Source organism: Streptomyces cynarae (assembly GCF_025642135.1).
Taxonomy (GTDB): Bacteria; Actinomycetota; Actinomycetes; order Streptomycetales; family Streptomycetaceae; genus Streptomyces; species Streptomyces cynarae.
Genome location: NZ_CP106793.1, coordinates 7,135,330 through 7,159,971, shown reverse-complemented (window position 1 = coordinate 7,159,971; position 24,642 = coordinate 7,135,330). Strand labels below are relative to the sequence as shown.

General features: G+C 72.4%; 25 protein-coding genes and 3 pseudogenes. 11 read left to right on the top strand and 17 right to left on the bottom strand.

What is annotated here, in order from left to right; all coding sequences use genetic code 11:
* Positions 1 to 202 precede the first annotated feature (202 nt).
* A complete protein-coding gene (locus tag N8I84_RS32500; protein ID WP_263235073.1) occupies positions 203 to 1,591 on the bottom strand; it encodes a hypothetical protein in 1,389 nt (462 codons plus the stop codon).
* 125 nt (positions 1,592 to 1,716) lie between these two features.
* Complete coding sequence (locus N8I84_RS32495; protein WP_263232974.1) at positions 1,717 to 2,463, bottom strand: ANTAR domain-containing response regulator; 747 nt, start codon at positions 2,461 to 2,463, stop codon at positions 1,717 to 1,719.
* A gap of 120 nt (positions 2,464 to 2,583) precedes the next feature.
* On the opposite strand from N8I84_RS32495, the gene N8I84_RS32490 reads away from it, so the two are divergent.
* Positions 2,584 to 3,696 (top strand): GAF domain-containing protein, encoded by a 1,113-nt coding sequence (locus N8I84_RS32490; protein WP_263232973.1) that lies wholly within the window; start codon positions 2,584 to 2,586, stop codon positions 3,694 to 3,696.
* Here N8I84_RS32490 and N8I84_RS32485 read toward each other — a convergent pair.
* Positions 3,693 to 4,487 carry an RNA polymerase sigma factor SigF gene (locus N8I84_RS32485; RefSeq protein WP_200417971.1) on the bottom strand — a complete coding sequence of 265 codons (795 nt, stop codon included), beginning with the start codon at positions 4,485 to 4,487 and terminating at the stop codon, positions 3,693 to 3,695. The genes N8I84_RS32490 and N8I84_RS32485 overlap by 4 nt on opposite strands.
* A gap of 439 nt (positions 4,488 to 4,926) precedes the next feature.
* On the opposite strand from N8I84_RS32485, the gene N8I84_RS32480 reads away from it, so the two are divergent.
* From N8I84_RS32480 to N8I84_RS32460, 5 genes are all read left to right on the top strand, one after another.
* Complete coding sequence (locus N8I84_RS32480) at positions 4,927 to 6,726, top strand: thiamine pyrophosphate-requiring protein (RefSeq protein ID WP_263232972.1); 1,800 nt, start codon at positions 4,927 to 4,929, stop codon at positions 6,724 to 6,726.
* 112 nt (positions 6,727 to 6,838) lie between these two features.
* On the top strand, positions 6,839 to 7,231 hold the full coding sequence (locus tag N8I84_RS32475; protein WP_103843324.1) for a DUF2795 domain-containing protein: 393 nt from the start codon (positions 6,839 to 6,841) through the stop codon (positions 7,229 to 7,231).
* 86 nt (positions 7,232 to 7,317) lie between these two features.
* A complete protein-coding gene (locus tag N8I84_RS32470) occupies positions 7,318 to 7,758 on the top strand; it encodes a CBS domain-containing protein (protein WP_200417973.1) in 441 nt (146 codons plus the stop codon).
* Positions 7,755 to 8,432, top strand: a complete 678-nt coding sequence (locus N8I84_RS32465; RefSeq protein ID WP_263232971.1) for a diguanylate cyclase — start codon at positions 7,755 to 7,757, stop codon at positions 8,430 to 8,432. The genes N8I84_RS32470 and N8I84_RS32465 overlap by 4 nt, the downstream gene beginning before the upstream one ends.
* Before the next feature lie 30 nt (positions 8,433 to 8,462).
* The gene (locus N8I84_RS32460; RefSeq protein ID WP_263232970.1) at positions 8,463 to 9,002 is read left to right on the top strand and encodes a type 1 glutamine amidotransferase domain-containing protein; all 540 of its coding nucleotides are present in this window, start codon (positions 8,463 to 8,465) and stop codon (positions 9,000 to 9,002) included.
* A gap of 119 nt (positions 9,003 to 9,121) precedes the next feature.
* Here the strand turns inward: N8I84_RS32460 and N8I84_RS32455 are convergent.
* A pseudogene (locus N8I84_RS32455) lies at positions 9,122 to 9,488 on the bottom strand (DUF6158 family protein).
* Between N8I84_RS32455 and N8I84_RS32450 the strand changes: the two are divergent.
* A complete protein-coding gene (locus N8I84_RS32450; RefSeq protein ID WP_263232968.1) occupies positions 9,468 to 10,574 on the top strand; it encodes a baeRF2 domain-containing protein in 1,107 nt (368 codons plus the stop codon). The pseudogene N8I84_RS32455 and the gene N8I84_RS32450 sit on opposite strands and share 21 nt — an antisense overlap.
* 40 nt (positions 10,575 to 10,614) lie before the next feature.
* On the opposite strand, the gene N8I84_RS32445 is transcribed toward N8I84_RS32450, so the two are convergent.
* A complete protein-coding gene (locus N8I84_RS32445; RefSeq protein ID WP_263232967.1) occupies positions 10,615 to 12,234 on the bottom strand; it encodes an ABC-F family ATP-binding cassette domain-containing protein in 1,620 nt (539 codons plus the stop codon).
* 379 nt (positions 12,235 to 12,613) lie between these two features.
* Here N8I84_RS32445 and N8I84_RS32440 point away from each other — a divergent pair.
* The 3 genes and pseudogenes from N8I84_RS32440 to N8I84_RS32430 all read left to right on the top strand — a co-directional run bounded on the left by N8I84_RS32440 (position 12,614) and on the right by N8I84_RS32430 (position 15,325).
* Positions 12,614 to 14,133 (top strand): annotated as a pseudogene (locus N8I84_RS32440) (phosphatase PAP2 family protein).
* A gap of 164 nt (positions 14,134 to 14,297) precedes the next feature.
* Entirely contained in the window at positions 14,298 to 15,113 is an 816-nt protein-coding gene (locus N8I84_RS32435; protein WP_263232966.1) for a class I SAM-dependent methyltransferase, read from the top strand.
* A 41-nt stretch (positions 15,114 to 15,154) separates the two neighbouring features.
* A complete protein-coding gene (locus N8I84_RS32430) occupies positions 15,155 to 15,325 on the top strand; it encodes a hydrophobic protein (RefSeq protein ID WP_200417980.1) in 171 nt (56 codons plus the stop codon).
* A gap of 59 nt (positions 15,326 to 15,384) precedes the next feature.
* On the opposite strand, the gene N8I84_RS32425 is transcribed toward N8I84_RS32430, so the two are convergent.
* From N8I84_RS32425 to N8I84_RS32370, 12 genes and pseudogenes are all read right to left on the bottom strand, one after another.
* Positions 15,385 to 15,669 (bottom strand): gas vesicle protein K, encoded by a 285-nt coding sequence (locus tag N8I84_RS32425; RefSeq protein ID WP_200417981.1) that lies wholly within the window; start codon positions 15,667 to 15,669, stop codon positions 15,385 to 15,387.
* 1 nt (position 15,670) lies between these two features.
* On the bottom strand, positions 15,671 to 15,865 hold the full coding sequence (locus N8I84_RS32420; protein ID WP_103843333.1) for a gas vesicle protein: 195 nt from the start codon (positions 15,863 to 15,865) through the stop codon (positions 15,671 to 15,673).
* Positions 15,862 to 16,710: a GvpL/GvpF family gas vesicle protein gene (locus tag N8I84_RS32415; protein ID WP_263232964.1), complete on the bottom strand. Its 849-nt coding sequence runs from the start codon at positions 16,708 to 16,710 to the stop codon at positions 15,862 to 15,864. The genes N8I84_RS32420 and N8I84_RS32415 overlap by 4 nt, the downstream gene beginning before the upstream one ends.
* Positions 16,707 to 17,033 carry a gas vesicle protein gene (locus N8I84_RS32410; RefSeq protein ID WP_263232963.1) on the bottom strand — a complete coding sequence of 109 codons (327 nt, stop codon included), beginning with the start codon at positions 17,031 to 17,033 and terminating at the stop codon, positions 16,707 to 16,709. Before N8I84_RS32410 ends, N8I84_RS32415 begins: the two co-directional genes overlap by 4 nt.
* A complete protein-coding gene (locus N8I84_RS32405; protein WP_263232962.1) occupies positions 17,030 to 17,386 on the bottom strand; it encodes a hypothetical protein in 357 nt (118 codons plus the stop codon). The genes N8I84_RS32410 and N8I84_RS32405 overlap by 4 nt, the downstream gene beginning before the upstream one ends.
* A complete protein-coding gene (locus N8I84_RS32400; RefSeq protein ID WP_263232961.1) occupies positions 17,383 to 17,646 on the bottom strand; it encodes a gas vesicle protein GvpG in 264 nt (87 codons plus the stop codon). Before N8I84_RS32400 ends, N8I84_RS32405 begins: the two co-directional genes overlap by 4 nt.
* A gap of 4 nt (positions 17,647 to 17,650) precedes the next feature.
* Entirely contained in the window at positions 17,651 to 18,415 is a 765-nt protein-coding gene (locus N8I84_RS32395) for a GvpL/GvpF family gas vesicle protein (protein WP_263232960.1), read from the bottom strand.
* Positions 18,412 to 18,834 (bottom strand): gas vesicle structural protein GvpA, encoded by a 423-nt coding sequence (locus N8I84_RS32390; protein WP_263232959.1) that lies wholly within the window; start codon positions 18,832 to 18,834, stop codon positions 18,412 to 18,414. The genes N8I84_RS32395 and N8I84_RS32390 overlap by 4 nt, the downstream gene beginning before the upstream one ends.
* Positions 18,835 to 18,877: 43 nt before the next feature.
* A complete protein-coding gene (locus N8I84_RS32385; protein WP_263232958.1) occupies positions 18,878 to 19,213 on the bottom strand; it encodes a gas vesicle protein GvpO in 336 nt (111 codons plus the stop codon).
* A 73-nt stretch (positions 19,214 to 19,286) separates the two neighbouring features.
* Complete coding sequence (gene ligD, locus N8I84_RS32380) at positions 19,287 to 20,222, bottom strand: non-homologous end-joining DNA ligase (protein ID WP_263232956.1); 936 nt, start codon at positions 20,220 to 20,222, stop codon at positions 19,287 to 19,289.
* A gap of 14 nt (positions 20,223 to 20,236) precedes the next feature.
* Positions 20,237 to 22,084, bottom strand: coding sequence for a transketolase (locus N8I84_RS32375; RefSeq protein ID WP_263232955.1), 1,848 nt, complete (start codon positions 22,082 to 22,084; stop codon positions 20,237 to 20,239).
* Positions 22,081 to 23,429, bottom strand: a pseudogene (locus tag N8I84_RS32370) (NAD(P)/FAD-dependent oxidoreductase). Before N8I84_RS32370 ends, N8I84_RS32375 begins: the two are co-directional and overlap by 4 nt.
* 188 nt (positions 23,430 to 23,617) lie before the next feature.
* Between N8I84_RS32370 and N8I84_RS32365 the strand changes: the two are divergent.
* Positions 23,618 to 24,574, top strand: a complete 957-nt coding sequence (locus N8I84_RS32365; protein WP_263232953.1) for an LLM class F420-dependent oxidoreductase — start codon at positions 23,618 to 23,620, stop codon at positions 24,572 to 24,574.
* Positions 24,575 to 24,642 lie beyond the last annotated feature (68 nt).

Below are 24,642 nucleotides of genomic sequence, written 5' to 3'. Positions count from 1 at the left end.
TCCCTGGTGCCGACGCCGGTCCCCCGTGTTCCGGCTCGCTGCACGCCCTCGACCCGTGGCCGCCGCCCGCTGTCGTACTCCTGTTCCTCTACGGTGTCGAAGACGCCCTCGGGCTCTGAGTACCCCGGGTTCGGGCCGGTCATGGGCGTCCGGCCGGGTTGCCCGGATCACAGGGTCAGGCGTCGGGATCACGGGTGCGGGTTCAGGCGTGGCCGGAGCGTCCGCGTCCCCAGAGCCGGTGGACCGCGGCACCGAGGGCGCCCGCGATCAGGAGGCCGCCGGCGGCCAGGGTGGGCACGGAGTCGGTGAAGGCGCCGCCTTCCCCGGCGTGCACGCCGTGCTGGGCGCCGACGGGAGGCTGTGCCGCGCTCTGCTTCCCCTGGTCGCCCTGCTGCTTGTCCGTGGCTTGCTTGCCCTGGCTGTCCCCCTGCTGCTTGTCCTGCCCATCGCTCTGCTGCTTGCCCTGCCCATCGCTCTGCTGCTTGCCCTGCCCATCGCTCTGCTGCTTGCCCTGCCCATCGCTCTGCTGCTTGCCCTGCCCATCGCTCTGCTGCTTGCCCTGGCTGTCGCCTTGCTGCTTACCGGACCCCTGGGACTGGCCGTCGCCCTGTTGCTTGCTCTGACCGTCCCCCTGCTGCTTGGACTGGCCGTCACTCTGCTTGCCCTGGCCCTCGCCCTGCTTGCCCTGACCGTCGCCCTGTTGCTTGCTCTGACCGTCGCCCTGCTGCTTCCCGGACCCCTGGGACTGCCCGTCCCCCTGCTGTTTCCCCTGACCCTCCCCTTGCTGCCTGGACTGCCCGTCCCCCTGCTGCTTGTCCTGGCCCTCCCCTTGCTGTCTCCCGGACCCCTGGGACTGCCCGTCCCCCTGCTGTTTCCCCTGGCCCTCCCCTTGCTGTCTCCCGGACCCCTGGGACTGCCCGTCCCCCTGCTGCTTGTCCTGGCCCTCCCCTTGCTGCTTGCCCTGACCCTCCCCCTGCTGCTTACCGGACCCCTGGGACTGCCCGTCCCCCTGCTGCTTGCCCTGACCCTCCCCTTGCTGCTTGGACTGCCCCTCCTCCTGCTGCTTCCCCGACTGCTGCGTCTGCCCCTCCTCCTGCTGCTTGTCGCTCGGCGGGGCGTCACCGTCGTGGTGGTGGTGGTGGTGGCCGTGGCCCTCCCCGTACACGGTGAACGAGACGGTCCACGGCCTTTCACGGCCGCCCCGGCCCCCCGGGCACCGTCCGTCGACGCCCCACGACGCCTCGCGGCCGGCCAGGTCGGCGACGACGTTCACGCTCCCGCCGACCGGGACGCGGGCGGTGCCGCGGTAGCGGACGCCACCCCGGCGCTCGGTCCAGTCATCGTCGTCGTCGCGGTCGACCCGGTGCAGCCGCACCCTGCCGCCCTCGAAGGCCTGGGAGGCGCCCTCGATGGCGTCGGGCAGGCCGGCGCCGACCGCGTCGCAGGACACCGAGACGGTGACCGTGTCTCCGGGCGCGACGGAGCGCGGGGTGACGTCGGCGGACGAATCGGCGGACGCGTTCGGGGCGACGGCGCCCAGGGCGGCACCGGCCACAGCGGCGGCGGACAGGACTCGGGCAGTGCAGCGCATGGGGCGGGCTCCTTCGGCCGGGTCCCTCCATGACAGCCCGGCCGGCCGCGGCCCGCGCGCGGCCGTGCCCCATTCGCGCGACCGGCACCGCCGTGCGGGTGACGGGCAGGCCGCGCACGGAGGGGTCAGCCGGCCAGCGAAAGCAGCTCCCGCTCCAGGCCGCGGCCCCGCTTGTCCACGACGCCGGCGGCGACATCGGCGAGTTTGCGGTTGGCGCCCTGGGAGATGCGGCGCAGTACCTGGAAGGCCGCCTCGGCGTCGCAGCCCAGGACGTGCATCACGATCCCGCACGCCTGGTCGACGACGGGCCGGGAGCGCAGGGCGGCGCCGAGCTGGTCGAGTTCCGTGAGGGCGGCACGGTAGGAGCGGTCGCGCGCCAGACAGCCCACGGCGAGGTCGCCGAGCACCCGGGCGGGGCCGTGCGGGGCGCCCTTCAGGGCCCCGGACCGGAAGCTGTAGAGGCTGAGCGTGACGACCAGCCCCGACCGCCGGAACGGGATCGTGACGCTGGACCGTACGCCGGCGTCGAGGGCGAGCGCGCGGTACTCCGGCCAGCGCTCCTCGCGCAGCAGGTCGAAGGCCTCGACGGGCTCGCCCGACTCCAGGGCCTCGACGATCGGCCCGTCGCCGCTGCGGAGCTGGACGGTGACGAGCGGGGCGAGATCGGGATGGGTGACGGCGGCGGACCGGTCCGTGCCGCCCTCGACACCGCCTTCCACGACCGTGGTGCTGGCGCCGCAGCAGCCGGGGGTGCACCGGGCCACCTGTTCGACGAGGTCCGACAGCCGGCGCCCCGGGAGGGCGGACTCCGGGGATTCGGCCGCCAGGCGGTAACCCCCCGGGTGGTGATCGAGTTGTCCGGTCTCCGGCATTCTTCACCTCCTCCTCGGGCGGCTGCCCGCTCACCCCGGTGAAAAACGGCGTCCGTGACGACGTGGCCGGTTCCGTGCGCGCGTCCTCGGGAAGCAGTCCGTACGGGTTAGGTTCGTCGCATGGCGCAGACGGACGAATTCGGTGAAGAGCTGGCGGATTTCGTCCGCCGGGTGGCGGAACTCAAGGCGGCCCGTGCCATACCCGCGGACGACCTGCCCTCGGTGCTCGACGCGGCGATCTTCGAACTCGACCATGTGGCAGGTCGGTTGTGGCCGTGGTACCAGCGGCTGTCCACGGGCGCCGGGGCCGCCCCGGCCGGTTCCGGTGAGCGCCAGGAGCAGCAGCTGCTGAAGACCCTCTTCCAGCGGCTTCCGGTGCCGGTCGCGCTGGTGGACCGCGAGACGGTGGTGCGGCGGCTGAACTTCGCGGCCATCTCCTTCACCGGGGCCCGCGCGGGCTATGCGACGGGCCGCCCGCTGACCGGGCTTCTGGCGCACGCCGACCGGGCCGCGTTCCGTTCGCAGACGGCCGCGGTGGCACGCGGCGAGGGCGACCGCAGCATGACGGTACGTCTGCCGCAGCATCCGTCGGTGCCGGTACGGGCGACGCTGGTCGCGGTGCGGCCGAGCGGGGAGCCGCGCACGGCGGTCATGGTGGTGCTGCAGCCCGCGGACACCCGGGTGCCGGCCGGCGAGCAAACCCCGCCCGGCGGCGTCCCGGACCTCACCGAGACCACGCGGCACGCGGCGCTGATGGACCTGCTGGACGCGATGACAAGTGCCCTGCTCACCGCGCCGGCCGGGGCCGCCCTGGAGCGGGCGGCCCGGGTGCTGCACGGCCGGTTCGCGGACTGGGTGGTGGCGGACGCGGGAGACGGGCGCCTGACCCGTACGGCGGTACTGGGACCGCCCGGTGAGGACGTGGACGCGCTGGTAGCGCAGGACCCCGCCGCGTGCCCCCTCGTCGTCGAGGCGGCACGCGGCGGGTCCTCGGTCCTGCGGGTGCGGCCGGAGGACCCGGAGGCGTTCGGGCGGGACGCCTCGGGTGCCCCCGTCCTCTTCCGCGCGAACGTGACGTCCCTGCTGTGCGTTCCGCTCACCGACGGGGGCGCCGTGCGGGGGGTGCTCACGCTGTTCCGCAGCGGGGCCCGGCCGGCGTTCTCGATGGCGGAGGCGCAGGCGATGGACATGATGTCCCGTCACACTGCGCTGGCGCTGCGCGCCGTCGGTTAGACGGCGTCCCGCATCACCTGCTCGCGCAGCCGGGAGCAGCAGCGGCTGATCAGGCGGGAGACGTGCATCTGGGAGATGCCGAGCTGCTCGGCGATGCTGCTCTGGGTCATGTCGTCGAAGAAGCGCATGTACAGGATGGCGCGTTCGCGCTCCGGGAGGGCCTTGAGACGGGGCTTGACGGCCTCGCGGTCCACGACGGTGTCGAGCGCGGGGTCGGGCGAGCCGAGCGAGTCGCCCAGCGAGTACCCGTCCTCGCTGCCGGGCAGTTCGGCGTCCAGGGAGAGCGCCGTGAAGCTCTCCAGGGCCTCGAGGCCGGCCAGGACGTCCTCCTCACTCATGTTGGCGTGCTCGGCGATCTCGGCGACGGTGGGCCTGCGGCCCGAGACGGTCTGCGACAGGTCCTGGACGGCGAAGCGGACGCGGTTGCGCAGGTCCTGGACGCGGCGGGGCACGTGCAGGGTCCACATGTGGTCGCGGAAGTGCCGCTTGATCTCACCGGTGACGGTGGGGACGGCATAGCTCTCGAAGGCGTGCCCCCGCTCGGGGTCGTACCGGTCAACGGCCTTGACCAGGCCGAGGAACGCCACCTGGCGCAGGTCCTCGAAGCTCTCCCCGCGGCTGCGGAAGCGGCCCGCGAGCCGTTCGGCCATGGGCAGCCAGGCCTCGACGATCTCGTCGCGGAGCGCGTCGCGCTGGGGGCCCGGGGGGAGCGAAGCGAGCCTGCGGAAGGCCTCCGTGGTGTCGGGGGCGTCGTCGTGGGGGTGGTGCTTCACGCTAGCTCGGTTCTGCATGGTGCGTCGCAACTCCCTTGCTGGTGCCTTGCTGGGTGCCTTGGGTGGACGGTCACCGTGGGAGGGGGCGGGCGAGTGCGACAGGGCACACCGTGGCGTGATCCACCGCTCCCACGGACGTGCCTCCTGTCCGAAGCACTGAGTCGCGCCTGCCCGGGCGCATTCGCCGCAAACACCGGTCTTCAGAAAGTCTTCGGCCCGGTCTCGGCGCGCTGCGGACGACGCATCACGCGGGAGCCTGTCGCCTTCCCGGCGCCCTGGAGGCTCGCACGCCGGCGCCCCGTTCGGCTCGCAGGCGTGCCCCGCCCCCACGCCCCGACACCTCACGGGCGCCCCCGTGGCACGCGGGCTCACCGTTGGGCGGCAGGTTTTCCCCGCATCGCCCGGGTGACTCGACAGGTGCGATCCGTACGCCCCCTCTTCCCATGGGAGGTTCCCGATGGCCACCAAGGTCGCCGACCACGTCCTGGCGCGCTTGCGCGAATGGGGCGTGGAGCAAGTCTTCGGCTACCCCGGCGACGGCATCAACGGGCTGCTCGCGGCCTGGGGCCGCGCCGAGGACCGGCCCCGGTTCCTGCAGGCGCGGCACGAGGAGATGGCCGCGTTCGAGGCGGTCGGCTACGCCAAGTTCAGCGGCCGTCTCGGTGTGTGCGCGGCCACCTCGGGACCCGGCGCGATCCACCTGCTCAACGGCCTGTACGACGCCAAGCTCGACCACGTGCCCGTGCTCGCCTTGGTCGGCCAGACGCACCGCACGGCGATGGGCGGCTCCTACCAGCAGGAAGTCGACCTGCACACCCTCTTCAAGGACGTGGCCTCGGACTTCGTGGAGACCGTGATGGTCCCCGAGCAGCTGCCGAACGTCCTGGACCGCGCGATCCGCACCGCGTACGCGCGCCGCGCCCCCACGGCCCTGATCATCCCCGGTGACGTGCAGGAGCTGGACTACTCCCCGCCGACGCACGAGTTCAAGATGGTCCCCTCGAGCCTCGGCCGCAGCGCCTGGACGGCGGTCCCCTCGCAGGAGTCCCTGGAGAGGGCCGCGGAGGTCCTCAACGCCGGCGACAAGGTGGCCATCCTGATCGGCCAGGGCGCGGCCGGCGCGGTGACCGAGGTGCAGCAGATCGCCGAGCTGCTGGGCGCGGGCGTGGCGAAGGCGCTGCTCGGCAAGGACGTGCTCAGCGACGAGCTGCCGTACGTCACCGGCTCGATCGGTCTGCTGGGCACCCGCCCGTCGTACGAGCTGATGCGCGACTGCGACACCCTGCTCACCATCGGCTCCTCGTTCCCGTACACGCAGTTCATGCCGGACTTCGGCAAGGCTCGGGCCGTGCAGATCGACATCGACCCGCACATGATCGGCATGCGCTACCCGTACGAGGTGAACCTCGTCGGCGACGCCAGGGCGACCCTGCAGCGCCTGATCCCGCTGCTGGACAAGGACCGCGGCCGCGAGTGGTTCGAGACCGTGTGCGCGAACGTGTCCCGCTGGCACGAGGTCATGCAGAAGCGGGCGGAGCTGTCCGCGGACCCGATCAACCCGGAGTACGTGGCCCGCGCCCTGGACCCGATGCTGCCGCAGAACGCGATCGTCACCTCCGACTCCGGTTCGGTGGCGAACTGGTACGCACGGCACCTGACGATGCGGCCCGGTATGCGCGGGTCGCTGTCCGGGACGCTGGCGACGATGGGCAGCGGGGTCCCGTACGCGATCGGCGCGAAGTTCGCCCACCCCGACCGGCCGGTGATCGCGCTGGTCGGTGACGGCGCGATGCAGATGAACGGCCTCGCGGAGATGATCACGGCGGCGAAGTACAAGGACCGCTGGGAGGATCCGCGGCTGGTGGTGGCCGTGTGGAACAACCACGACCTCAACCAGGTGACGTGGGAGATGCGCGCGATGGAGGGCGCCCCGTCGTTCCTGCCGTCACAGGAGATCCCCGACGTGCAGTACGCCGCCTTCGCGCGCTCCCTGGGTCTGACCGGCGTCCGGGTGGAGAAGCCGGAGGACGTGGAGGCGGGCTGGCGCGCGGGGCTGGAGGCGGACGGCCCGGCGGTCGTCGAGTTCCTGACCGACCCGGCGGTGCCGCCGATCCCGCCGCACGCCAGCTGGGAGCAGATGCAGGCCACGGCGGCCTCGATCCTGAAGGGCGACGCGGACCGCGCCGGGATGATCCGCCAGGGGTTCAAGGCGAAGGTGCAGGAGTTCCTGCCCGGACGCGGCGACAAGGAGTCATGAGGAGCCGTCGGGACCCGGACACGGCCGGAAGCGGACCATCGTCTGCCGGACGGCCGTGTCGACCGCCGCCCCTCGGGTACACGCGGGGGCCACGCGACATATGGAGGGACTCATGCAGCGAGGCAGCGACCGGCTGAACGTCCACCGCGACGACGAGATGAAGCACGAACTCCAGGGGCTGCTGCGCTCGGGCCACCCGACGCGGACCGAGGAGTGGCACGACCCCGAGCCGACCGCCGACGACGACCCGGCGGTGTGGGCCGGTCCGGTGATTCCGGGCGGCGCGCGGTCCGTGGCCGATGTGCGCTTCGAGCTGGCACGGATCCTGGGGCGTACGGCGTTCCCGGGCCGCCCGCCCGAGCTGATCGACGCCCTGCGCCGCCACCACGCCCCGGACGCGCTGGTCGCCCCCCTGGAGCGGCTGCCGCGCTCCTCGCGCTACGCCAACGCGCAGGAGCTCGCCGAGGCGATCGTGGGCGGCGAAGGGGCGGGCCGGAGCGCATAGGCGTCCGACGCGCGGGTACTGCGGGCGTCGTCCCGCCGACACACCCACCCCTGCCGGCCGGGGGAAGCAGGAAAGGACAGCAGGCCATGGCTGATTTCGTCAGGGAGGTCATGACGCCGGGCGTCGTGGCTGTCCTCCCGGACGCCTCACTGGTGGAGGCGGCACAGCTGATGCGCGCCGAGGACATCGGGGACGTCCTGGTCGCCGAGGACGGACGCGTCGTCGGTGTGCTCACGGACCGTGACATCGCGCTGCGGGCCGTCGCGGACGGCGCGGACCCGCTGACCGTGAGCGCCCGTGCGGTGTGCACCCCCGACCCGGTGGTGGTCGGTCCCGACGATCCCGTGTCCACGGCCGTGGACCTGATGCGAGGGCACGCCGTCCGCCGGCTGCCGGTCGTCGAGGACGGCCGGCCGGTGGGCATGGTGAGCCTGGGCGACCTGGCCGTCGCGCAGGACCCGACGTCGGCGCTCGCGGACATCAGCCAGGCCGAGCCCGGAGGCGGACGCGGCGGGGTGCCCGCGTGAGCCGCCGGCGCCGGGCCGACCGGGTCAGTGCGTACGGCGCCACCGTGGACGTCGGCGACGCGACGACCCGCTACCTGCTGTACGGGCTGCTGCCGTTCTGGTTCGCGCCGGGCCTGGCCGACTGGCTGATGCACCGGCGCACCGGGATCGAGGACACGTCCGGCACGAAGGAGTCGTTGATCCACGCGCTGATGATGACCGAGGTGGGCGTGCCCATCGCGCTCACGCTGCGCTACGAGGTCAACCCGCTGCTTCTGTGCGCGCAGTTGGCCGGGACCGCGGTGCACGAGGCGACCGCGCTGTGGGACGTGCGCACCGCAGAGGACAGCGACCGTGAGGTCAAGCCGGTGGAGCAGCACATCCACAGCTTCCTGGAGTCGCTGCCGTTCGCGGCGCTCGCCGCGCTCGGGTGTCTGCACGCCGACCAGGTGCGGTCGCTGCTGCGCGGCGGCCGGGGCGACCCGCGCGCCTGGCGGCTGGTGCGGCGGCACCGGCCGCTGCCGCGGGGCTATGTCCTGGGCATCGCGGCGGCGATCGGCGCATGTGTGGCGCTGCCCTACGGCGAGGAACTGCTGCGCTGTGTCCGGGCCGGACGGCGCCGGGCGCGCGGCGGGAAGGCGCAGGAGGAGGCGGGCGACGAGGCCGTGTGGCAGCCGCAGGACCAGGCCTTGTGACAGCACAGGCAGAGGAAGGACTTGAACATCATGCGTATCGCGTTCCTGACCGCGCCCGAGGGCGTGGAGCAGGTGGAACTCACCGAGCCGTGGCAGGCGGTGAAGGACGCCGGCCACCAGCCGGTCCTGGTGTCGACGAAGCCGGGACACGTGCAGGCGTTCAACCACCTGGACAAGGCGGACACCTTCCCGGTGGAGGCGGTGGTCGGTGAGGTGCCGGCCGAGTCCTTCGACGGGCTGGTGCTGCCGGGCGGGGTGGCGAACCCCGACTTCCTGCGGATGGACGAGCAGGCGGTGGCGTTCGTCCGCGCGTTCTTCGACCAGGGGCGGCCGGTCGCGGCGATCTGCCACGGCCCGTGGACGCTGATCGAGGCCGATGTCGTACGAGGCCGCACCCTGACGTCGTGGCCGAGCCTGAAGACGGACATCAGCAACGCGGGCGGCACCTGGGTCGACGAGCAGGTGCACATCGACCGCGACGGCAACCTGCTGATCACCAGCCGGAAGCCGGACGATCTGAAGGCGTTCGACGAGGCGATCGTGACGGAGTTCGCCGGCCAGAACACCTGAACGCTTGAACACCTGAACCGCTGGAACAGTCCATAACCATCGCCCAACCGGCGGAACACCGGAAAGGACCCGCCCCGCAGCCCCGATGGGGGCCGCGGGGCGGGTCCTCGCGCAGGCGGTCAGCGGGTCGGTTCGGCTTCCTGCGGTTCTTCACAGGTGCCGCGCTCCCGGGCGCCGTCACGGGTGCGGCCGGCCGCGGTCGGGCGGCGCGGATGGCGGCGGAGATATTCGCCCTCCAGTTGCGCCATCCGGTCGTTGTGCGCGCGCAGCGCGTCGTTCGAGCCGTAGAGCAGCGTGTCGTGGCGCGTGCGGTGGATCGTCTCCAGCTCCTTCATGAGCTGCTGGTCGGTCAGCCGGCCCGGGTCGACTCCGGTCATTGGTGGTACCCCGCTCGTCGTGTTCGTCGGTGCGGTCCGGGTACCCGCCCGGAAAAGCAATACCCCGAGCGGCATCCGGGAGGGAGCCATGGATCTCGCCTTTCTCCATCCACTGTACGAACATCCCGGCCCCTGGGCCTCCGTATACGTCGACACCTCCCGGCACACGGAGTCCACGCCTCACGAACGCTCCCTGACCGCTCAGTCCCTGTACCGGGAGCTCGTCGAGCAGGGCGCGGACGAGCCGACGTGCCGGGCCGTGCAGTCCGCGGTCGAGGACCTGGCCCACTCACCCGAGCCGAACGGCAGGGCCCTGTTCGCCCGGGCGGGCGAGGTGGTCCTCGATCCGCCGCTCGCCGCGCCGCCGCAGGGGTCCTCCGCGCTGTGGGCCACGCTGCCGCACACGGCGCCGCTGCTGGACCTCGCGAACGAGGAACCGGTGTGCGTGGTGGCGTACATCGACCGCAAGGGCGCCGAGTTCGAGCTGCGGGGGGCCCTGGGCAGCCGGGAGGCCGGGTCGGTGACCGGGAAGCAGCATCCGCTGCACCGTACGAGCAGCGCCGACTGGTCGGTGCGCCACTTCCAGCTGCGCGTGGAGAACACCTGGGAGCACAACGCGGCGGAGATCGCGGACGCGCTCGCCGTGTGCCAGGAGGAGACCGGCGCCGACCTGGTGGTCCTGGTCGGCGAGGAGCGCGAACGGCGCTCGGTGCACGAGCGGCTGCCGCGCCGGCTCCAGGACCAGGTGGCCGAGACGATGCACGGCGCGGGCAGCCGGCTGCTGGACGAGGAGGTGGAGCGGATCCGCACCGAGCATGTGCAGCGCCGCGCCGAGCAGGAGCTGGAGCGCTTCCTGGCCGCCCGGGCGCCGGACGAGGACGGTCGTGCGGGCGCGGTCGAGGGCGTGCCGGCGGTGATCGAAGCGGCACGCGAACACCGTATCGACGAACTCCTGATCAATCCGGACGGCCCGGACACCCGCCGGGAGGTGTGGATCGGCGAGGACCCCGACCAGGTCGCGGTGCGCCGCACGGACCTCAAGGCGGTGGGCGAGCGGCACGCCTGGTCGGCCCGCGCCGACGACGCGCTGCTGCGTTCCGCGGTGGAGACGGGCGCGGCGGCCGTCTCGGTGACGGCCGCCAGGAGCCAGGAGGGCCCGGTGGGCGGAGTGGGCGCGCTGCTGCGCTGGGCGTAGCCGACGCGCCTGGCTCAGGCCCCGTGCGCCGGGCCTGCGCCTAGCGTGCGCGCTCCACTCTGCGCTCGTCCCACACCGGCTCCGAGGTCTCCCGGACCCGGCCGTCCGCGCCGAAAACCAAGTAGCGGTCGAAGGAGCGGGCGAACCAGCGGTCGTGAGTGACGGCGAGGACCGTGCCCTCGAAGCTGTCGAGCCCCTCCTGGAGCGCCTCGGCGGACTCCAGGTCGAGGTTGTCGGTCGGCTCGTCGAGCAGCAGCGCGGTCGCCCCCTCGAGTTCCAGCAGCAGGATCTGGAACCGGGCCTGCTGGCCGCCGGAGAGCCGGTCGAAGTCCTGCTCGGCCTGGCCCGTCAGCTCGTAGCGCCGCAGCCGGGACATGGCGGCGCCGCGGTCCTGGGCGTGCTCCTTCCAGAGGATGTCGAGGAGCGTGCGGCCCTGGAGCTCCGGATGGGCGTGGGTCTGGGCGAAGTGGCCCGGTACGACCCTCGCGCCGAGCTTCCACTGCCCGGTGTGGGCGACGTCGTCACCGGCGAGGAGACGCAGGAAGTGCGACTTGCCGGAGCCGTTGGAGCCGAGGACGGCGACCCGTTCGCCGTAGAAGACCTCGAGGTCGAACGGTTTCATCAGCCCGGTCAGTTCGAGCCCCTGACAGGTCACGGCCCGTACGCCGGTACGGCCGCCCTTGAGCCGCATGGTGATGTTCTGCTCGCGCGGCGGCTCCGGCGGCGGGCCGGCCTCCTCGAACTTCCTCAGCCGGGTCTGGGCGGCCTGGTAACGGGACGCCAGCTCATGGCTGACGGTGGCCGCCTGGCGGAGGTTCAGCACCAGCTTCTTCAACTGGGCGTGCTTCTCGTCCCAGCGGCGGCGCAACTCCTCGAAGCGGGCGAACCGCTCGCGGCGGGCCTCGTGGTACGTGGCGAAGCTGCCGCCGTGCACCCAGGCGTCGGCGCCGGCCGGCCCGGGCTCCACGGTGACGATCTTCTCGGCGGCGCGAGCGAGGAGTTCCCGGTCGTGGGAGACGAACAGGACCGTCTTGCGGGTCTCGGCCAGCCGTTCCTCGAGCCACCGCTTGCCTGGTACGTCGAGGTAGTTGTCGGGCTCGTCGAGGAGCAGGACCTCGTCGCCGCCGCGCAGCAGGGCCTCAAGGACGAGCCGTTTCTGCTCGCCGCCGGAGAGGGTGCGGACCTGGCGCCACTGGGCCCTGTCGTAGGGGACGCCGAGTGCGGCGGTGGCGCAGATGTCCCACAGGGTCTCGGCGTCGTAGCCGCCGGCCTCACCCCAGTCTGCGAGCGCCTGCGCGTAGCGGAGCTGGGCTGCCTCGTCGTCGACGGTCATGATGGCGTGCTCGGCGGCGTCGACGGCGCGGGCCGCTTCGCGGATGCGGGGCGGGGCGACCGAGACGAGGAGGTCGCGTACGGTCGTGTCGTCGCGGACGGAACCGACGAACTGTCGCATGACGCCGAGGCCGCCGGTGACGGTGACCGTGCCGGCGTGGGGTTTCAGCTCGCCGGAGAGCAGGCGCAACAGGGTGGTCTTGCCTGCGCCGTTGGGGCCGACGAGGGCGACGACGGTGCCGTCGCCGACGCGGAAGGACACATCGCCGAGCAGGGTCCTCCCGTCGGGGAGGTGGTACTCGAGGTGCGCGGCTTCAAGGTGTCCCATGGGGCGCATTGTGAGCGCCGCGCCGAGGCCGAGCAAAGGGTTTTCGCCCCCACCGCCCCTACCCGTCCCGTCCCCTGGGGGCTGCGCCCCCAGACCCCCTGTCGGCCTTGACGGCCTCGTCCTCGAACTCCCCGAGCTCTTCGAGCAGGGGGGACCCCAGACGGGCTGAATTGTCAGCCCCTCCGGCGTTTGAGGAGCGGGGGCCCGGGGGCCGCCCCCGAACGGGGTCTGGGGCGGAGCCCCAGCCGGGTCCAGGGGCGGAGCCCCAGCCGGGTCCAGGGGCGGAGCCCCAGCCGGGGTGGAAGGGGCGGACCCCCTGGGGGTGGGACGGGTGAGGGCGGCGGGGGCGAAAAGCGTTCGTCGGGGTACTCGCAGGGCCATGAGCGCTGATGTCGACCTCACCACCCAGCCACCCGGCCCCCACCCCCTCCGCGACCACCTCCTCGGCCTCGACTGCCGGCTGTTCGAGTCCGTCGCCGCCCGCCACTGGCCCGGCGCCGACCGCCTGCTCCCCCGCCTGAGCCGGGCCGCCAACCACGGTGTGCTGTGGTTCGCCACCGCCGCCGCCCTCGCCGCCACCCGCAGCCCCCGGGCCCGCCGCGCGGCCGCCCGCGGTGTCGCCTCCCTCACGCTCGCCTCCGCCACCATCAACACCCTCGGCAAGCGGTCGGTCCGCCGCCCCCGTCCCGTCCTCGATCCGGTCCCGGCCGTGCGCCGCCTCAAGCGGCAGCCGATCACGACCTCCTTCCCGTCCGGTCACTCCGCCTCGGCCGCCGCCTTCGCCACCGGTGTCGCCCTGGAATCGCGTGGCTGGGGTGCCGCCGTCGCGCCGCTCGCCACCGCCGTCGCCGTCTCCCGTGTCTACACCGGCGTCCACTTCCCGAGCGATGTCCTCGCGGGCGCGGCCCTGGGTGTGGGCGCCGCCTACGCCGTACGGGGCCTCGTCCCGACCCGCGATCTGCTGCCGCCGCCCGACCGCCGGCGCTCCCCGAGGCCGCCGCCTCGCCAGAACCCCTCGCGCCCGCGCTCGGCGACGGCACGGGGCTCGTGGTCGTCGTGAACAAGGGCGCGGCGACCTGGGACCGGGTACAGGCGCTCACGGACGCGCTCCCCGGCGCGGAGACCGTGGAGTGCGAACCGCCCGAGGTCCGCACCGAGTTGGAGAAGGCGGCCGCCCGCGCCCGTGTCCTCGGCGTGTGCGGCGGCGACGGCACGGTGAACACGGCGGCCGGCGTGGCCCTGCGCCACGGCCTCCCGCTCGCCGTGCTCCCCGGCGGCACCCTCAACCACTTCGCGCTGGACCTCGGCGTGGAGGACCCCCGTGACCTGGTGGGCGCCCTCACGCGGGGCGACGCCGTCCGGGTCGACGTGGGCCGGTTCACCTCGGGTGAGACCCAGGGCTGCTTCCTCAACACCTGCAGCCTCGGCGTGTACCCGGAGCTGGTGCGCGAGCGGGAACGCTGGTCCCCCCGGATCGGAGGCTGGCCGGCCGGTGTGCTCGCCGCCTGGCGGGTCCTGCGGGCCGACCGCCACCCCCTGGCCGTACGTGTCGGCGACCGAACCCACCCGCTGTGGCTGCTGTTCGCGGGCAACGGCACCTACCACCGCATGGGCCTGGTGCCCGGCCGCCGCCACGACCTGGCCGACGGGCTGCTCGACGTACGGGTGGTGCACGGCGGGCGCCGTCCCGCCGCCCGTCTGCTGGCGGCCGCGTTCGCGGGCCCGCTGTCGCGCTCGCCGTTCCACGCTGCCCTACGGGTCCGGCGACTGCACCTGGACGGAGTCGCCCCCGGCACCCTCCTCGCCTATGACGGCGAGGTCACCGCCGTCCAGGGCGAGGTGACCCTCGAGGCGCTGCCCGAGGCGCTGACCGTCTACCGGCCGCTGCCCGCCGACTGACCCCTGCGTCGCCGGTGTTGAGGGCTCCCGGCGCCTGCCCTCCCCCTGCCACAGCCGCTCGTCCATATAGTAAGACGGCCGTCTCATCATTCGGTTCGATGGCTTACCGTGACACGTACCGCCCGCGGCGACGCCCGGGTCCGTACGAGGGGAAGAGGATCGTCATGCCGAAGGAGACGGCCGTCTACACGCACGGCCACCACGAGTCCGTGCTGCGCTCGCACACCTGGCGGACCGCCGCCAACTCCGCGGCGTACCTCCTCGGCTCGCTGAAGCCGCACATGAGGATCCTGGACATCGGCTGCGGCCCGGGCACCATCACCGCGGACCTGGCGGCCCTGGTCCCCGACGGTCATGTCACCGGCGTCGACCGCGCCCCGGAGATCCTGGACCAGGCCCGGGCGACGGCCGACGCCCGGGGGGTCACCAACGTGGACTTCGCGGTCGCGGACGTACATGCGCTGGACTACCCGGACGACACGTTCTGCGTGGTCCACGCCCACCAGGTGCTCCAGCACGTCGGTGACCCGGTGCAGGCGCTGCGCGAGATGCACCGGGTCACCCGGCCGGGTGGTTTCATCGCCGCGCGCGACGCCGACTACGGGGCGATGACCTGGTACCCGGCGTCCCAGGGCCTGGACGACTGGCTGGACCTGTACGAGCGGGTCGCCCGCGCCAACGGCGGCGAACCCGACGCGGGGCGGCGCCTGAAGTCCTGGGCGCTGCGGGCGGGCATCAGGGATGTCACCGCCACCTCCGGCACCTGGACCTTCGCCACCACCGAGGAGCGGGCCTGGTGGAGAGGACTGTGGGCGGACCGTACGCTCGCCTCGGCGTACGCCGACCGGGCGACGGATGGTGGCCATGCGACCGCGGAAGACCTGAGGGCCGTTTCGGCCGCCTGGCGGGAATGGGGCCGGCACGAGGACGGATGGTTCTCGGTGCTGCACGGAGAAATTCTCTGCCGAAAAGAGGCCTGATTCCCGCCGTTCGGGAAACTTGGATGGCAGGAGGTGTGACTATGGTTCCGATCCTGCTCGTTCTTCTTCTGGCCGTGATTCTCTTCGGCGTCGGATTCGCCGTGAAGGCACTGTGGTGGATCGCCCTGGCGGTGCTGGTCGTCTGGCTCGTGGGCTTCCTGGCCCGCGGCACCACGGCGGCCGGCGGACGGGGCCGATGGTATCGCTGGTGAATCGGCGGTGCCCGGGCGGTGATCCGCCCGGGCACCTGATTCCCGTGATCCTTCGGCGATCACTCCCGCGGCAGCAACGATCCAAGCGGCCCGAGGTCCAGATTCAGGTCCTCGGGCCGCAGTCCGTAGCGCTCCCGGAGCTGAGCCATACGGTCCTCCAGCAGCATCAGGGTGAGCCCGATGCGCTCCTCCTGGTCCTCGGTGAGTTCGCCGGTGTCGAACCTGCGCAGTGCCTGCCGCTCCATGAGCTGGCGCAGCAGCTCCACGACGGTCAGCACGAGCTTGACCAGGTCACGCTCCACGGTGTCGGGTTCCAGGTCGAGTCGGTTGCGTCCGTCACTCATGTCACCGCTCCTCCGGCCAGGGGGCCGGCACCTGGGCGCCGACCGAGCTGATCAGCGCGTTGAGGTCGATGCGGACGAGGTCGACGTCCGCGATGCGCAGGGTGAGGTCGCCGGTGATGACGACGCCGCCGGCCAGCAGCCGGTCGAGCAGGTCCACCAGGGCGACCTGACGGTGCTGAAGTCCGCCGGCGGTCACGGCCCCTCCCGCCCTTCGACGCCGCTGAACGAGTACGCCGCCCAGGGCCCGGTGAGTTCGACCCGCACCCCGGTAATTCCGCTTTTCTCCTGCTCCACTTTTGTCACGAACGCCTCGGACCCGGAACGCGGCACAAGATAAGCCGCGTTGAGCACATTCCGACCGGAAGAACCGGAGAGTGCAGGATTCTGCGGGGCGTGCAGCCGGAAATCCTCGGCGCAGCCGGAAAGATTCTCGTGCAGTCGACGGGCGAACCGTTCGGTGTTCTCCTGCATTTCCTCGTGGGCCTGCCGGCGCACACGGCGCTGGCGCAGGTAGTCGCGGCCGGAGACCGGTTTCCGCGGCGGCTGGGAGGCATTGCCGGCCCCTTCCGCCCCTCCCGGACTTTCCGCTCCTGGCGTCTGTCCCTGCGTCTGTCCTTGCGTTTGGGTCTGTCCTTGCGTGTGTTCCGTCTGTGCGTACACCTTGACGCCCCATTCGACCCGGCCGTCCAGACGGTCGAGGGCGCGGTGGAAGTCGTCCGCCCGCTCCTGGAGCATCGCGCGTACGCCGCTGTCGTCACGGAACACCGTGGCGAGCCGCAGCGGCAGGGGCGTGGTGACGGCGGTGAGCGCGTCCACGACGCCCTGGTGGGCGCGGGCGGTGGCGGCCAGCCAGTCCAGGTCCTCCAGACGGGCGCGCAGCGGCTCCTCCGCGAAGTCCCGTTCCGGGACCGTGCTGACGACGGCGACGAGGCCGTCGTGCGCCAACTGCCTGGGCGGCACGCCCGCGACGCCCACCGGGCCGTCCTCGAGCGCCGCGTGAAAGGGGCGGCAGACGGCGTACACGTACCGCAGTCCGTTCACGACGCCTCCTTCTCGCCGCGCGCGCCTTCCAGTTCGGCCAGCCGGTCGCGCAGTTCGGCGTTCTCCCGGGCCAGTTCGTTCTGGCGGGCGCGGGACGAGAGCGCCGGGTCGGTCTCCCACCAGTCGATGCCCATCTCCTTCGCCCGGTCGACGGAGGCGACGACGAGGCGGAGCTTGATGGTGAGCAGTTCGATGTCGAGCAGGTTGATCCGAATGTCGCCGGCGATCACCACGCCCTTGTCGAGGACGCGTTCGAGAATGTCGGCGAGGTTGGCGCCGCCGCCCTGCCCGTAGGGGTCGGGCAGTCGTCCTGGGGTGGTCATGGGCCGCTCCCCTCCTCGAGTTCCCGGGGCTCGGGCCCGGCCGCGGGGAGCGACCGGGTCCGGCTCCTGGTGACATGGCGGCCCACGGCGAGTGCGACCCGCCTGAGCGCTGGGCTGTTGCCCTCGGCGATGTCGTTGAGCCTGACGCTGAGCGCGCCGACCTTGCGCCCGAGGACGGCCAGCAGGGGCTGGGCGCGCGTCAGCAGATAGGCCCTCACCTCCTGCTCGAGACGCTCGACGCCCGGGTCGCGGCCGGCCGTCGCCGTACGGGTCGGCTCCAGTGTCTTCGTTCTGCTCCTGCGTCCCAGGGCGTAGGCGATGCCCAGGGCGAGGCCGAGTTCCAGTCGGTTCATCGTGTCGTCCCGTCGGCTGTTCCAGGGCCGCGGCCCAGACCGGTCTCCAGCCGGTCCAGGAGCACGTCCTCCAGCCGGTCGAACTCCTCCTCGTCGATCTCCCCCGCGTCCAGTCTCTCCTCCAGCCGTGCGAGTTCGGCGCGTACGGCCGCGGGGTCGTAGTACTGTCGCTCGGCCTCGGCGAGCACCTGTCTCACCGCCCAGAGGCTGCCGCGCACCGGGGCGAACGGCAGCATCAGCACCTCACCGATCAGGCCCATGCGCTCACCCCTGGGCGGCGGCCGTCTGGCTGCCCGCGGGCTCGGACGGCCCTGGCTCGACGAAGCTGTACGGCGGCAGCGGCCCGTTCACGCGCACGTCGAGGTGCGGGTGCGCCTTGCGGAGCTGTTCGACGGCGGCCAGGAACGTGTCGGCCGTGTCACGCGCCACCAGGAACGAGACGTTGGCGAGCCAGCCGGTGGACTCGGGGCCCACGCTGACGGCATCGGCGGCGGACTCCAGGGCGCGCTGGAGCTCCCTGGCGTCCTCGGCCTCGCGGCTCTGCACCGCGGCCGCCACCATCTCGCCGAGCTTGAGCTTCTCCTCGTAACTTCCGCCTCCCGCCTTGCGGTTGGCCTCCGCGAGGGTTCGGACCTCGGGGTTCTCGGCCATCACGCGGTGCAGGACGGCCTCCTCGTCGTGGCTGGCCTTGATGTTGTACTCGACCTTGCCGTCCAGGGTGACGAGCCGCTCCCGGTAGTGGTCGGCGCGCTCTTCGAGGACGCCGGTGACGGCGTCGTCGTCCGGTGCGAGGCTGCCGAACCGCATGGGCAGGATCGGCCCGCCCGCGGCCGCCTCGCTCAGTACGTTCTGGTGGGCGAGCAGGTCACGTCGCTTGGGGCGCAGTCCTTCGGGGGCGTCACTGACGATCGCCGCCAGTTCGCCCCGCTTCAGGATGCGCACCGTCCGGGCCGGATCGCCGACGCCGCCCATGCCGTCGGGGAGCGAGGGGTGGTCGGCCGCGGCGATGCCGTAGACGTACGTGCTCACTCCTGCTCCTCCTTCTCGCGCGAGGCCGTCGACTTACGGCTGCGCCGGCTCGGTTCGGCCTGGGCCTCCTCGCGGGCCTGCCGGAAGGCGTCGGATATGGTCTCGGCGGCGCCGGACAGCGCGCCCTTGGACTTGCCGCGCGCGCCGGACTCGGTCATCTCCCCGACCAGGTCGGGCAGTCCGGGGTTCTTGCGCGGACCGGCCTCCAGGTCGAGCCGGTTGCACGCCTCGGCGAAGCGCAGATAGGTGTCGACGCTGGCGACGACGACCCGTACGTCTATCTTCAGGATCTCGATGCCGACGAGGGAGACGCGCACGAACGCGTCGATGACGAGCCCTCGGTCGAGGACGAGTTCCAGGACGTCGTACAGGCCGCTGGAGCCGCCTCCGGATGTCTGTTGTGCCGGGACAACGGTCATGCCGACCGGCCCTCCTTGTCTGTGTGTCGGTGCGTGCGGCGGGCTAGCTGCCGCCGCCCCTGCGTGTGTCGGCCCTCCCGCGCTCGTAGCGGCGAACCTTCCGGTATCCCGTGAGCTCGCCGTCGGCGGACACGTCCACCGAATAGCTCGCGAGCAGACTCATGGTGTCGGGGACCCGGGCGAGTTCGAGGACCTCGATGTCGAGCGTCCAGCCGTCCTCGGTGGGTTCGAAGGACGACACCGACTCGGCGGCCAGTCCGGTGAGCTCCGTGAACTGGGCGCGCGCATGGCGCAGCACCTCCATGGGGCTCGGCCGGCCGTCCGCCCGGTCGCTGTTCTCGGGGGAGTTCCGTGAATGTGTACGTGATGTGTTCGACATGGCCACCTCCACCACCGGGTGGCCACAAGGGCGTTGGCCAAACCTTCGGATGTCCGAGGGCTTCGGCCGGGCCTCAACCGCGCAGGTCGTCGAGCCGCCGCCGGGCACGTGCGAGGGAACGCCCCCGGGGCGGCACATCCGCCCAGGGGTCGGTGCGGGCCTGGTCCACCGCGTCGGCGACGGTCCAGCGGCGGGCGTTCAGAGCCGGGTCGTCCAGCTGGCCCCAGGACAGCGGCGTGGCGACCGGTGCGCCCGGCAGCGCGCGTACGGTGAAGGGGGCGACCGCGGTCTGCGCGTACGCGTTGCGCTGCACGTCGAGGTAGAGGCGGTCGCCGCGGTCCTTCTTGCGGGCGGCGGTGGTGAGCAGGTCGGGGTGGGCGGCGGCGAGGACGTCGGCGATGTCCCTCGCGAACCGCCGTGCCTCATCGAAGTCTTGGTCGCCGCTGATGGGGACGACGACGTGCAGGCCCCGCGAACCGGTGGTCATCAGGCCGGACGGCAACCGCAGTTCGTCCAGCAGCTCCCCCACCAGCCTGGCGGCTGCGCGCACCTGGCCGAAGTCGCCGTCCGCCGGGTCGAGGTCGAGGACGATCCGGTCGGGCCGCTGCAGCCGGTCGGCGCGGGAGAGCCAGCGGTGCAGGGTGAGGCAGGCCTGGTCGGCGAGGTAGAGGAGGGTGGCGGTGTCGTCGCAGACGGTGTGGCAGACGGTGCCGCCCTCCTTGGGGAGTTCGACGCGCCGGATCCACTCCGGGTAGTGCTCCGGGGTGTTCTTCTGCATGAAGCGGGGCCCGTCCACGCCGTCCGGGTGCCGCTCCAGCATCAGGGGCCGGCCGCGCAGGTGCGGCAGCATGAAGGGGGCGACGGATCGGTAGTACTCCACGAGGTCGGCCTTGGTGTACTCCTTGCCGTCCCCGTCCCCTCCGTCCCTGGCGCCGGGGAAGAGCACCTTGTCCGGCCGGTGCACCTCGACCGTGCGGCGGCCGGCCCGCACGGTCCGCGTGCTGCTCATGTCGCTCCCCCCGCTCACGGCACCACGGCGTGCTCCACCAGCAGCCGGGCCGAGGCGGCGATCGACTCGGCGTCGATGCCGGCGGCGTGCAGCTGCTCCTCGGGGGTCGCCGAGCCCGGCATCGTACGGACGGCGAGGCGCACCAGACGCGGTACGGGCCGCCCGTCGAGGAAGGCGTCGAGGACCGCGTCGCCGAGGCCGCCCTCCTCACGGTGGTCCTCCACGGTGAGCAGGCAGCCGGTGCGGTCGGCGGCCTCGCGCAGGGTCTCGCGGTCGACGGGCTTGACCGAGTAGAGGTCGATGACCCGTACGCGGACGCCCTGGCGGGCGAGGGCGTCGGCGGCCTTCAGCGCCTCGTGGACGGTGCCCCCGGCGGCGACGACGGTGAGTCGGTCCTCGTGGGAGGCGCGCAGCACCTTGCTGCCGCCGATCGGGAACTCCTCGGTGGGCCCGTAGATGACCGGTGTCTTCCCGCGCGAGGTGCGCAGGTAGCGGATGCCCTCACGGCCGGCCATCGAGGCGACGAGCCGGGCGGTCTGGTTGGCGTCGCACGGGTACAGCACGGTCGAGTCGTACACCGAGCGGAACATCGCGAGGTCCTCGAGACCCATCTGCGAGGGACCGTCCTGGCCGATGGCGCAGCCGGCGTGCGAGCCGACGAGGTTGATGCCGGAGCCGCTGATCGACGCCATGCGCACGAAGTCGTGGGCGCGGGTGAGGAACGCGGCGAACGTGGAGGCGTACGGCACCCAGCCGCGCGCGGCCATGCCGACGGCGGCGGCGACCATCTGCTGTTCGGCGATGTAGCACTCGAAGTAGCGCTCGGGGTGCTCCTTGCCGAAGTACTCGGAGCGGGTGGAGTCGCCGACCTCGCCGTCGAGGGCGACGACGTCGCCACGTGCGTTGCCGAGCGCGGCGAGCGCCTGGCCGTAGGCGTCGCGGGTGGGGACCTCGTCCCCCAAGTCGTAGCGCGGCAGCTCCAGGTGGCCGCCCTGCACGGCGTGCAGCATGCGCGCGGCGGGCGGTCCCTGCACCTCGACGCGCAGGTCGCGTACGCCGCCGAGTTCCGCGATCGCCTCGTCGGCGTCCGGCAGCGGCTTGCCGTGCTGGCCCTCGCGGTCCTGGACGGCGGCGACGCCCTTGCCCTTGAGGGTGCGGGCGAGAATGACGGTGGGCTGTCCGGCGGTGGACTCCGCCTCGGCGAAAGCGCGGTCGATCGCCTCGATGTCGTGGCCGTCGACTTCGACGGTGTGCCAGTCGAAGGCCTTGAAGCGGCGTGCGTAGGCGTCCAGGTCGTGGCCGTGGCGGGTGGGTCCGCGCTGGCCGAGCCGGTTGACGTCGACGATCGCGATCAGGTTGTCGAGGTGCTCGTACCCGGCGTGCTCGGCGGCCTCCCACACGGAGCCCTCGGCGAGTTCGCTGTCGCCGCACAGCACCCACACGCGGTAGCCGGTGCGGTCGAGTCGCTGCCCGGCGAGCGCGATGCCCACGCCCACGGGCAGTCCTTGGCCGAGCGAGCCGGTGGCCGTCTCCACCCAGGGCAGCCGGCGCGGCGTGGGGTGCCCCTCCAGACGGCTGCCCAGCTTGCGGAAGGTGAGCAGCTCGGTCTCGTTGATCGCGCCCGCGGCCTTGTAGGCGGCGTACAGAAGCGGTGAGGCGTGCCCCTTGGAGAGGACGAACCGGTCGTTGGCGGGGTGGGCGGGCCGTTCGAAGTCGTAGCGGAGGTGGTGGGCCAGCAGGACGGCCATCAGGTCCGCGGCGGACATCGAGGAGGTGGGGTGCCCGGAGCCGGCCGCCGCGGAGGCGCGGACGCTGTCGACGCGCAGCTGCTGGGCGAGTTCGGTGAGCTGACGTGTGTTCATGTCTGTTCCTCCTTGCCCGGGTTGCCGTTGCCGTTGCCGTTTCCTCCCGGTACTCGGGCCAGTTCCGGCGACGACGACTCCAGCGGCACCGACCAGGAGCGGACCAGCCCCAACTGGACGGCCTGGCGCGGCAGGACGGCGTCCAGCAGCCAGTCGGCGGCGACCCGGATGCGGTTGCTGGGCATCGCGGCGAGGTGGTAGCCGTGCGTGACGGCCGAGGCGACCGGCCCCGACAGCGGCACGCCGAGCGGGCGGCGGCGGCCTGCGGGCCACCGAGGTCCACGACGAAGCCCAGGTCGCTGTGGCGGTAGGCGCGCCGGGAGCCGATGCCGAGGGAGGCGGCGACGTTGCGCGCGCAGACCTTGCCGTGCCGCCAGGCGTGCTGCGCCGTCATCGGCGTGTACTGTCCGGGGTTCTCCAGGTCGGGTACGGCGGCCGCGTCACCGCAGGCGAACACCTCGGGGTGGCCCGGCACCTGGAGGTAGGGGTCGACAAGCAGCCGGCCGCGCTCCAGGGGCTTGCCGAGGCCCTCCACGAACGGGTCGGGGCGTACGCCGACGCACCACACCAGGGTGCGGGTGTCGACGAACTCCCCGTCGGTCAGCAGGACTCCGTCGTGCGTGGCCTCCTTCACGGAGGTTCCCATCCGCACGTCAACGCCGCGCCGCCTGAGGACCCGGTCGGCGGTGCGGGAGAGCCGCTCGTCCATCTCCGGCAGCACGCGCGGGGCGATGTCCAGCAGCATCCAGCGCGGCTCGATGCCCTGGCGCAGCGGCTGCTTGCGCACGAGCGCGTCGGTGTACCGCTTGCCCTGAGCGGCGACCTCGGTTCCGGTGTAGCCGGCGCCGACCACCACGAAGGTGCAGCGCGCGGCGCAGGTCTTCGGGTCGTCGGACGTGGCGGCCAGCTCGATCTGGCGCGTCACGTGGTCGCGCAGGTACAGGGCCTCGGGCATGCCCCTGAAGCCGTGGGCGTGCTCGGAGACGCCGGGGATCGGCAGCAGCTTGTTGACGCTGCCGACGGCGAGGACGAGCCGGTCGTAGCCGAGGGTGCCGCCGTTGCCCTCCGGGTCGGTGTAGTGCACGGTGCGCGCGTCGAGGTCGACACCGTCGGCCTCGCCGAGCACGAGGCGGACATTGCGCAGGGTGCCGGACAGCGAGATGGCGACCCGTCGCGGTTCCAGGATGCCGGTGGCCACCTGTGGCAGCAGGGGCAGGTACAGAAAGTAGTCTGTCGGGTTGAGCAGAGTGATGTGGGCCCGGTGCCGGGTCAGCCGGGCCAGGGTGCGGGCCGTCCGGTACCCGGCGAATCCGGCACCGACGATCAGGATGCGGGGTCGACTCACGATTCGCCTCCGGCGTTCTCGCGCGTACGTCGTCTGCCTGGCGGGTGCACGGATGCGCCACCCGTGCGAGACCTTCCGCGTCCCCCGGGTCAGGGCGCCCAAACGCCGCCGGACGGGCGTTTCGTCCATGTCCGGCACGGTTACCCGGCCGGTGACCGACGCGGTACCCCCTCCCCGGAGGTTCACCCATGACCGAGTACGGCTACTTCCTCTCGTGCGAGGAGTTCGGCCCCGCGGACCTGATCGAACAGGCGAGGATGGCCGAGCAGGCCGGTTTCCAGCGACTGTGGATCTCGGACCACTACCACCCGTGGAACGACGCACAGGGCCAGAGCCCGTTCGTGTGGTCGGTGATCGGTGCCCTCTCGGAGGCGGTGTCGCTGCCCGTCGAGACCGCGGTGACCTGTCCGACCGTGCGGATGCACCCGGCGGTGGTGGCGCAGGCCGCCGCGACCAGCGCGGTGATGACCGGCGGGCGGTTCCGGCTCGGCGTGGGCACGGGTGAGGCGCTGAACGAGCACATCCTCGGCGATCCGTGGCCGCCCACGACCGTGCGCCTGGAGATGCTGGAAGAGGCGATCCAGATCATGCGCCGGCTGTTCACCGGCGAGCAGGTCACCCACTACGGCACCCACTACAAGGTGGAGAACGCCCGTCTGTACACGATCCCCGACGAACCGATCCCGATCGACATCTCCGGTTTCGGGCCCGAGGCGACGGCGCTGGCGGCGCGCATCGGCGACGGCTACATCACGATGATGCCCGAGGAGTCGATGGTGACGCAGTTCCGCAAGGGCGGGGGCGGCACCAAGCCGGTGAGCGGGGGCGCGAAGGTCTGCTATGGGACAGACCGCGAGGAGTGCGTGCGGACGGTCCGCGAGCTGTGGTCCAACGAGCTGCTTCCCGGCGAGATGGGGCAGGTGCTGCCGACGCCGAGGCACTTCGAGCAGCTGATGCCGCTGGTCTCGGAGGACATGGTGCGGGAGAACCGGGTGTGCGGCGACGATGTGGAGGAGCACGTGTCCGCCCTCACCGCGTTCGTGGACGGGGGCTTCGACGTGGTCTACGTCAACCAGATCGGCCCGGACCAGCGCGGCTTCTTCGACTTCTACCGGACGAAAGTGCTGCCGCAGCTGCCGCGGTGACGCGGTGGACGCGAGCGAGCGAACCCCGGGGCTGCACCCCGGGGTTCGCTCGCGTCCATGCGCCCAGC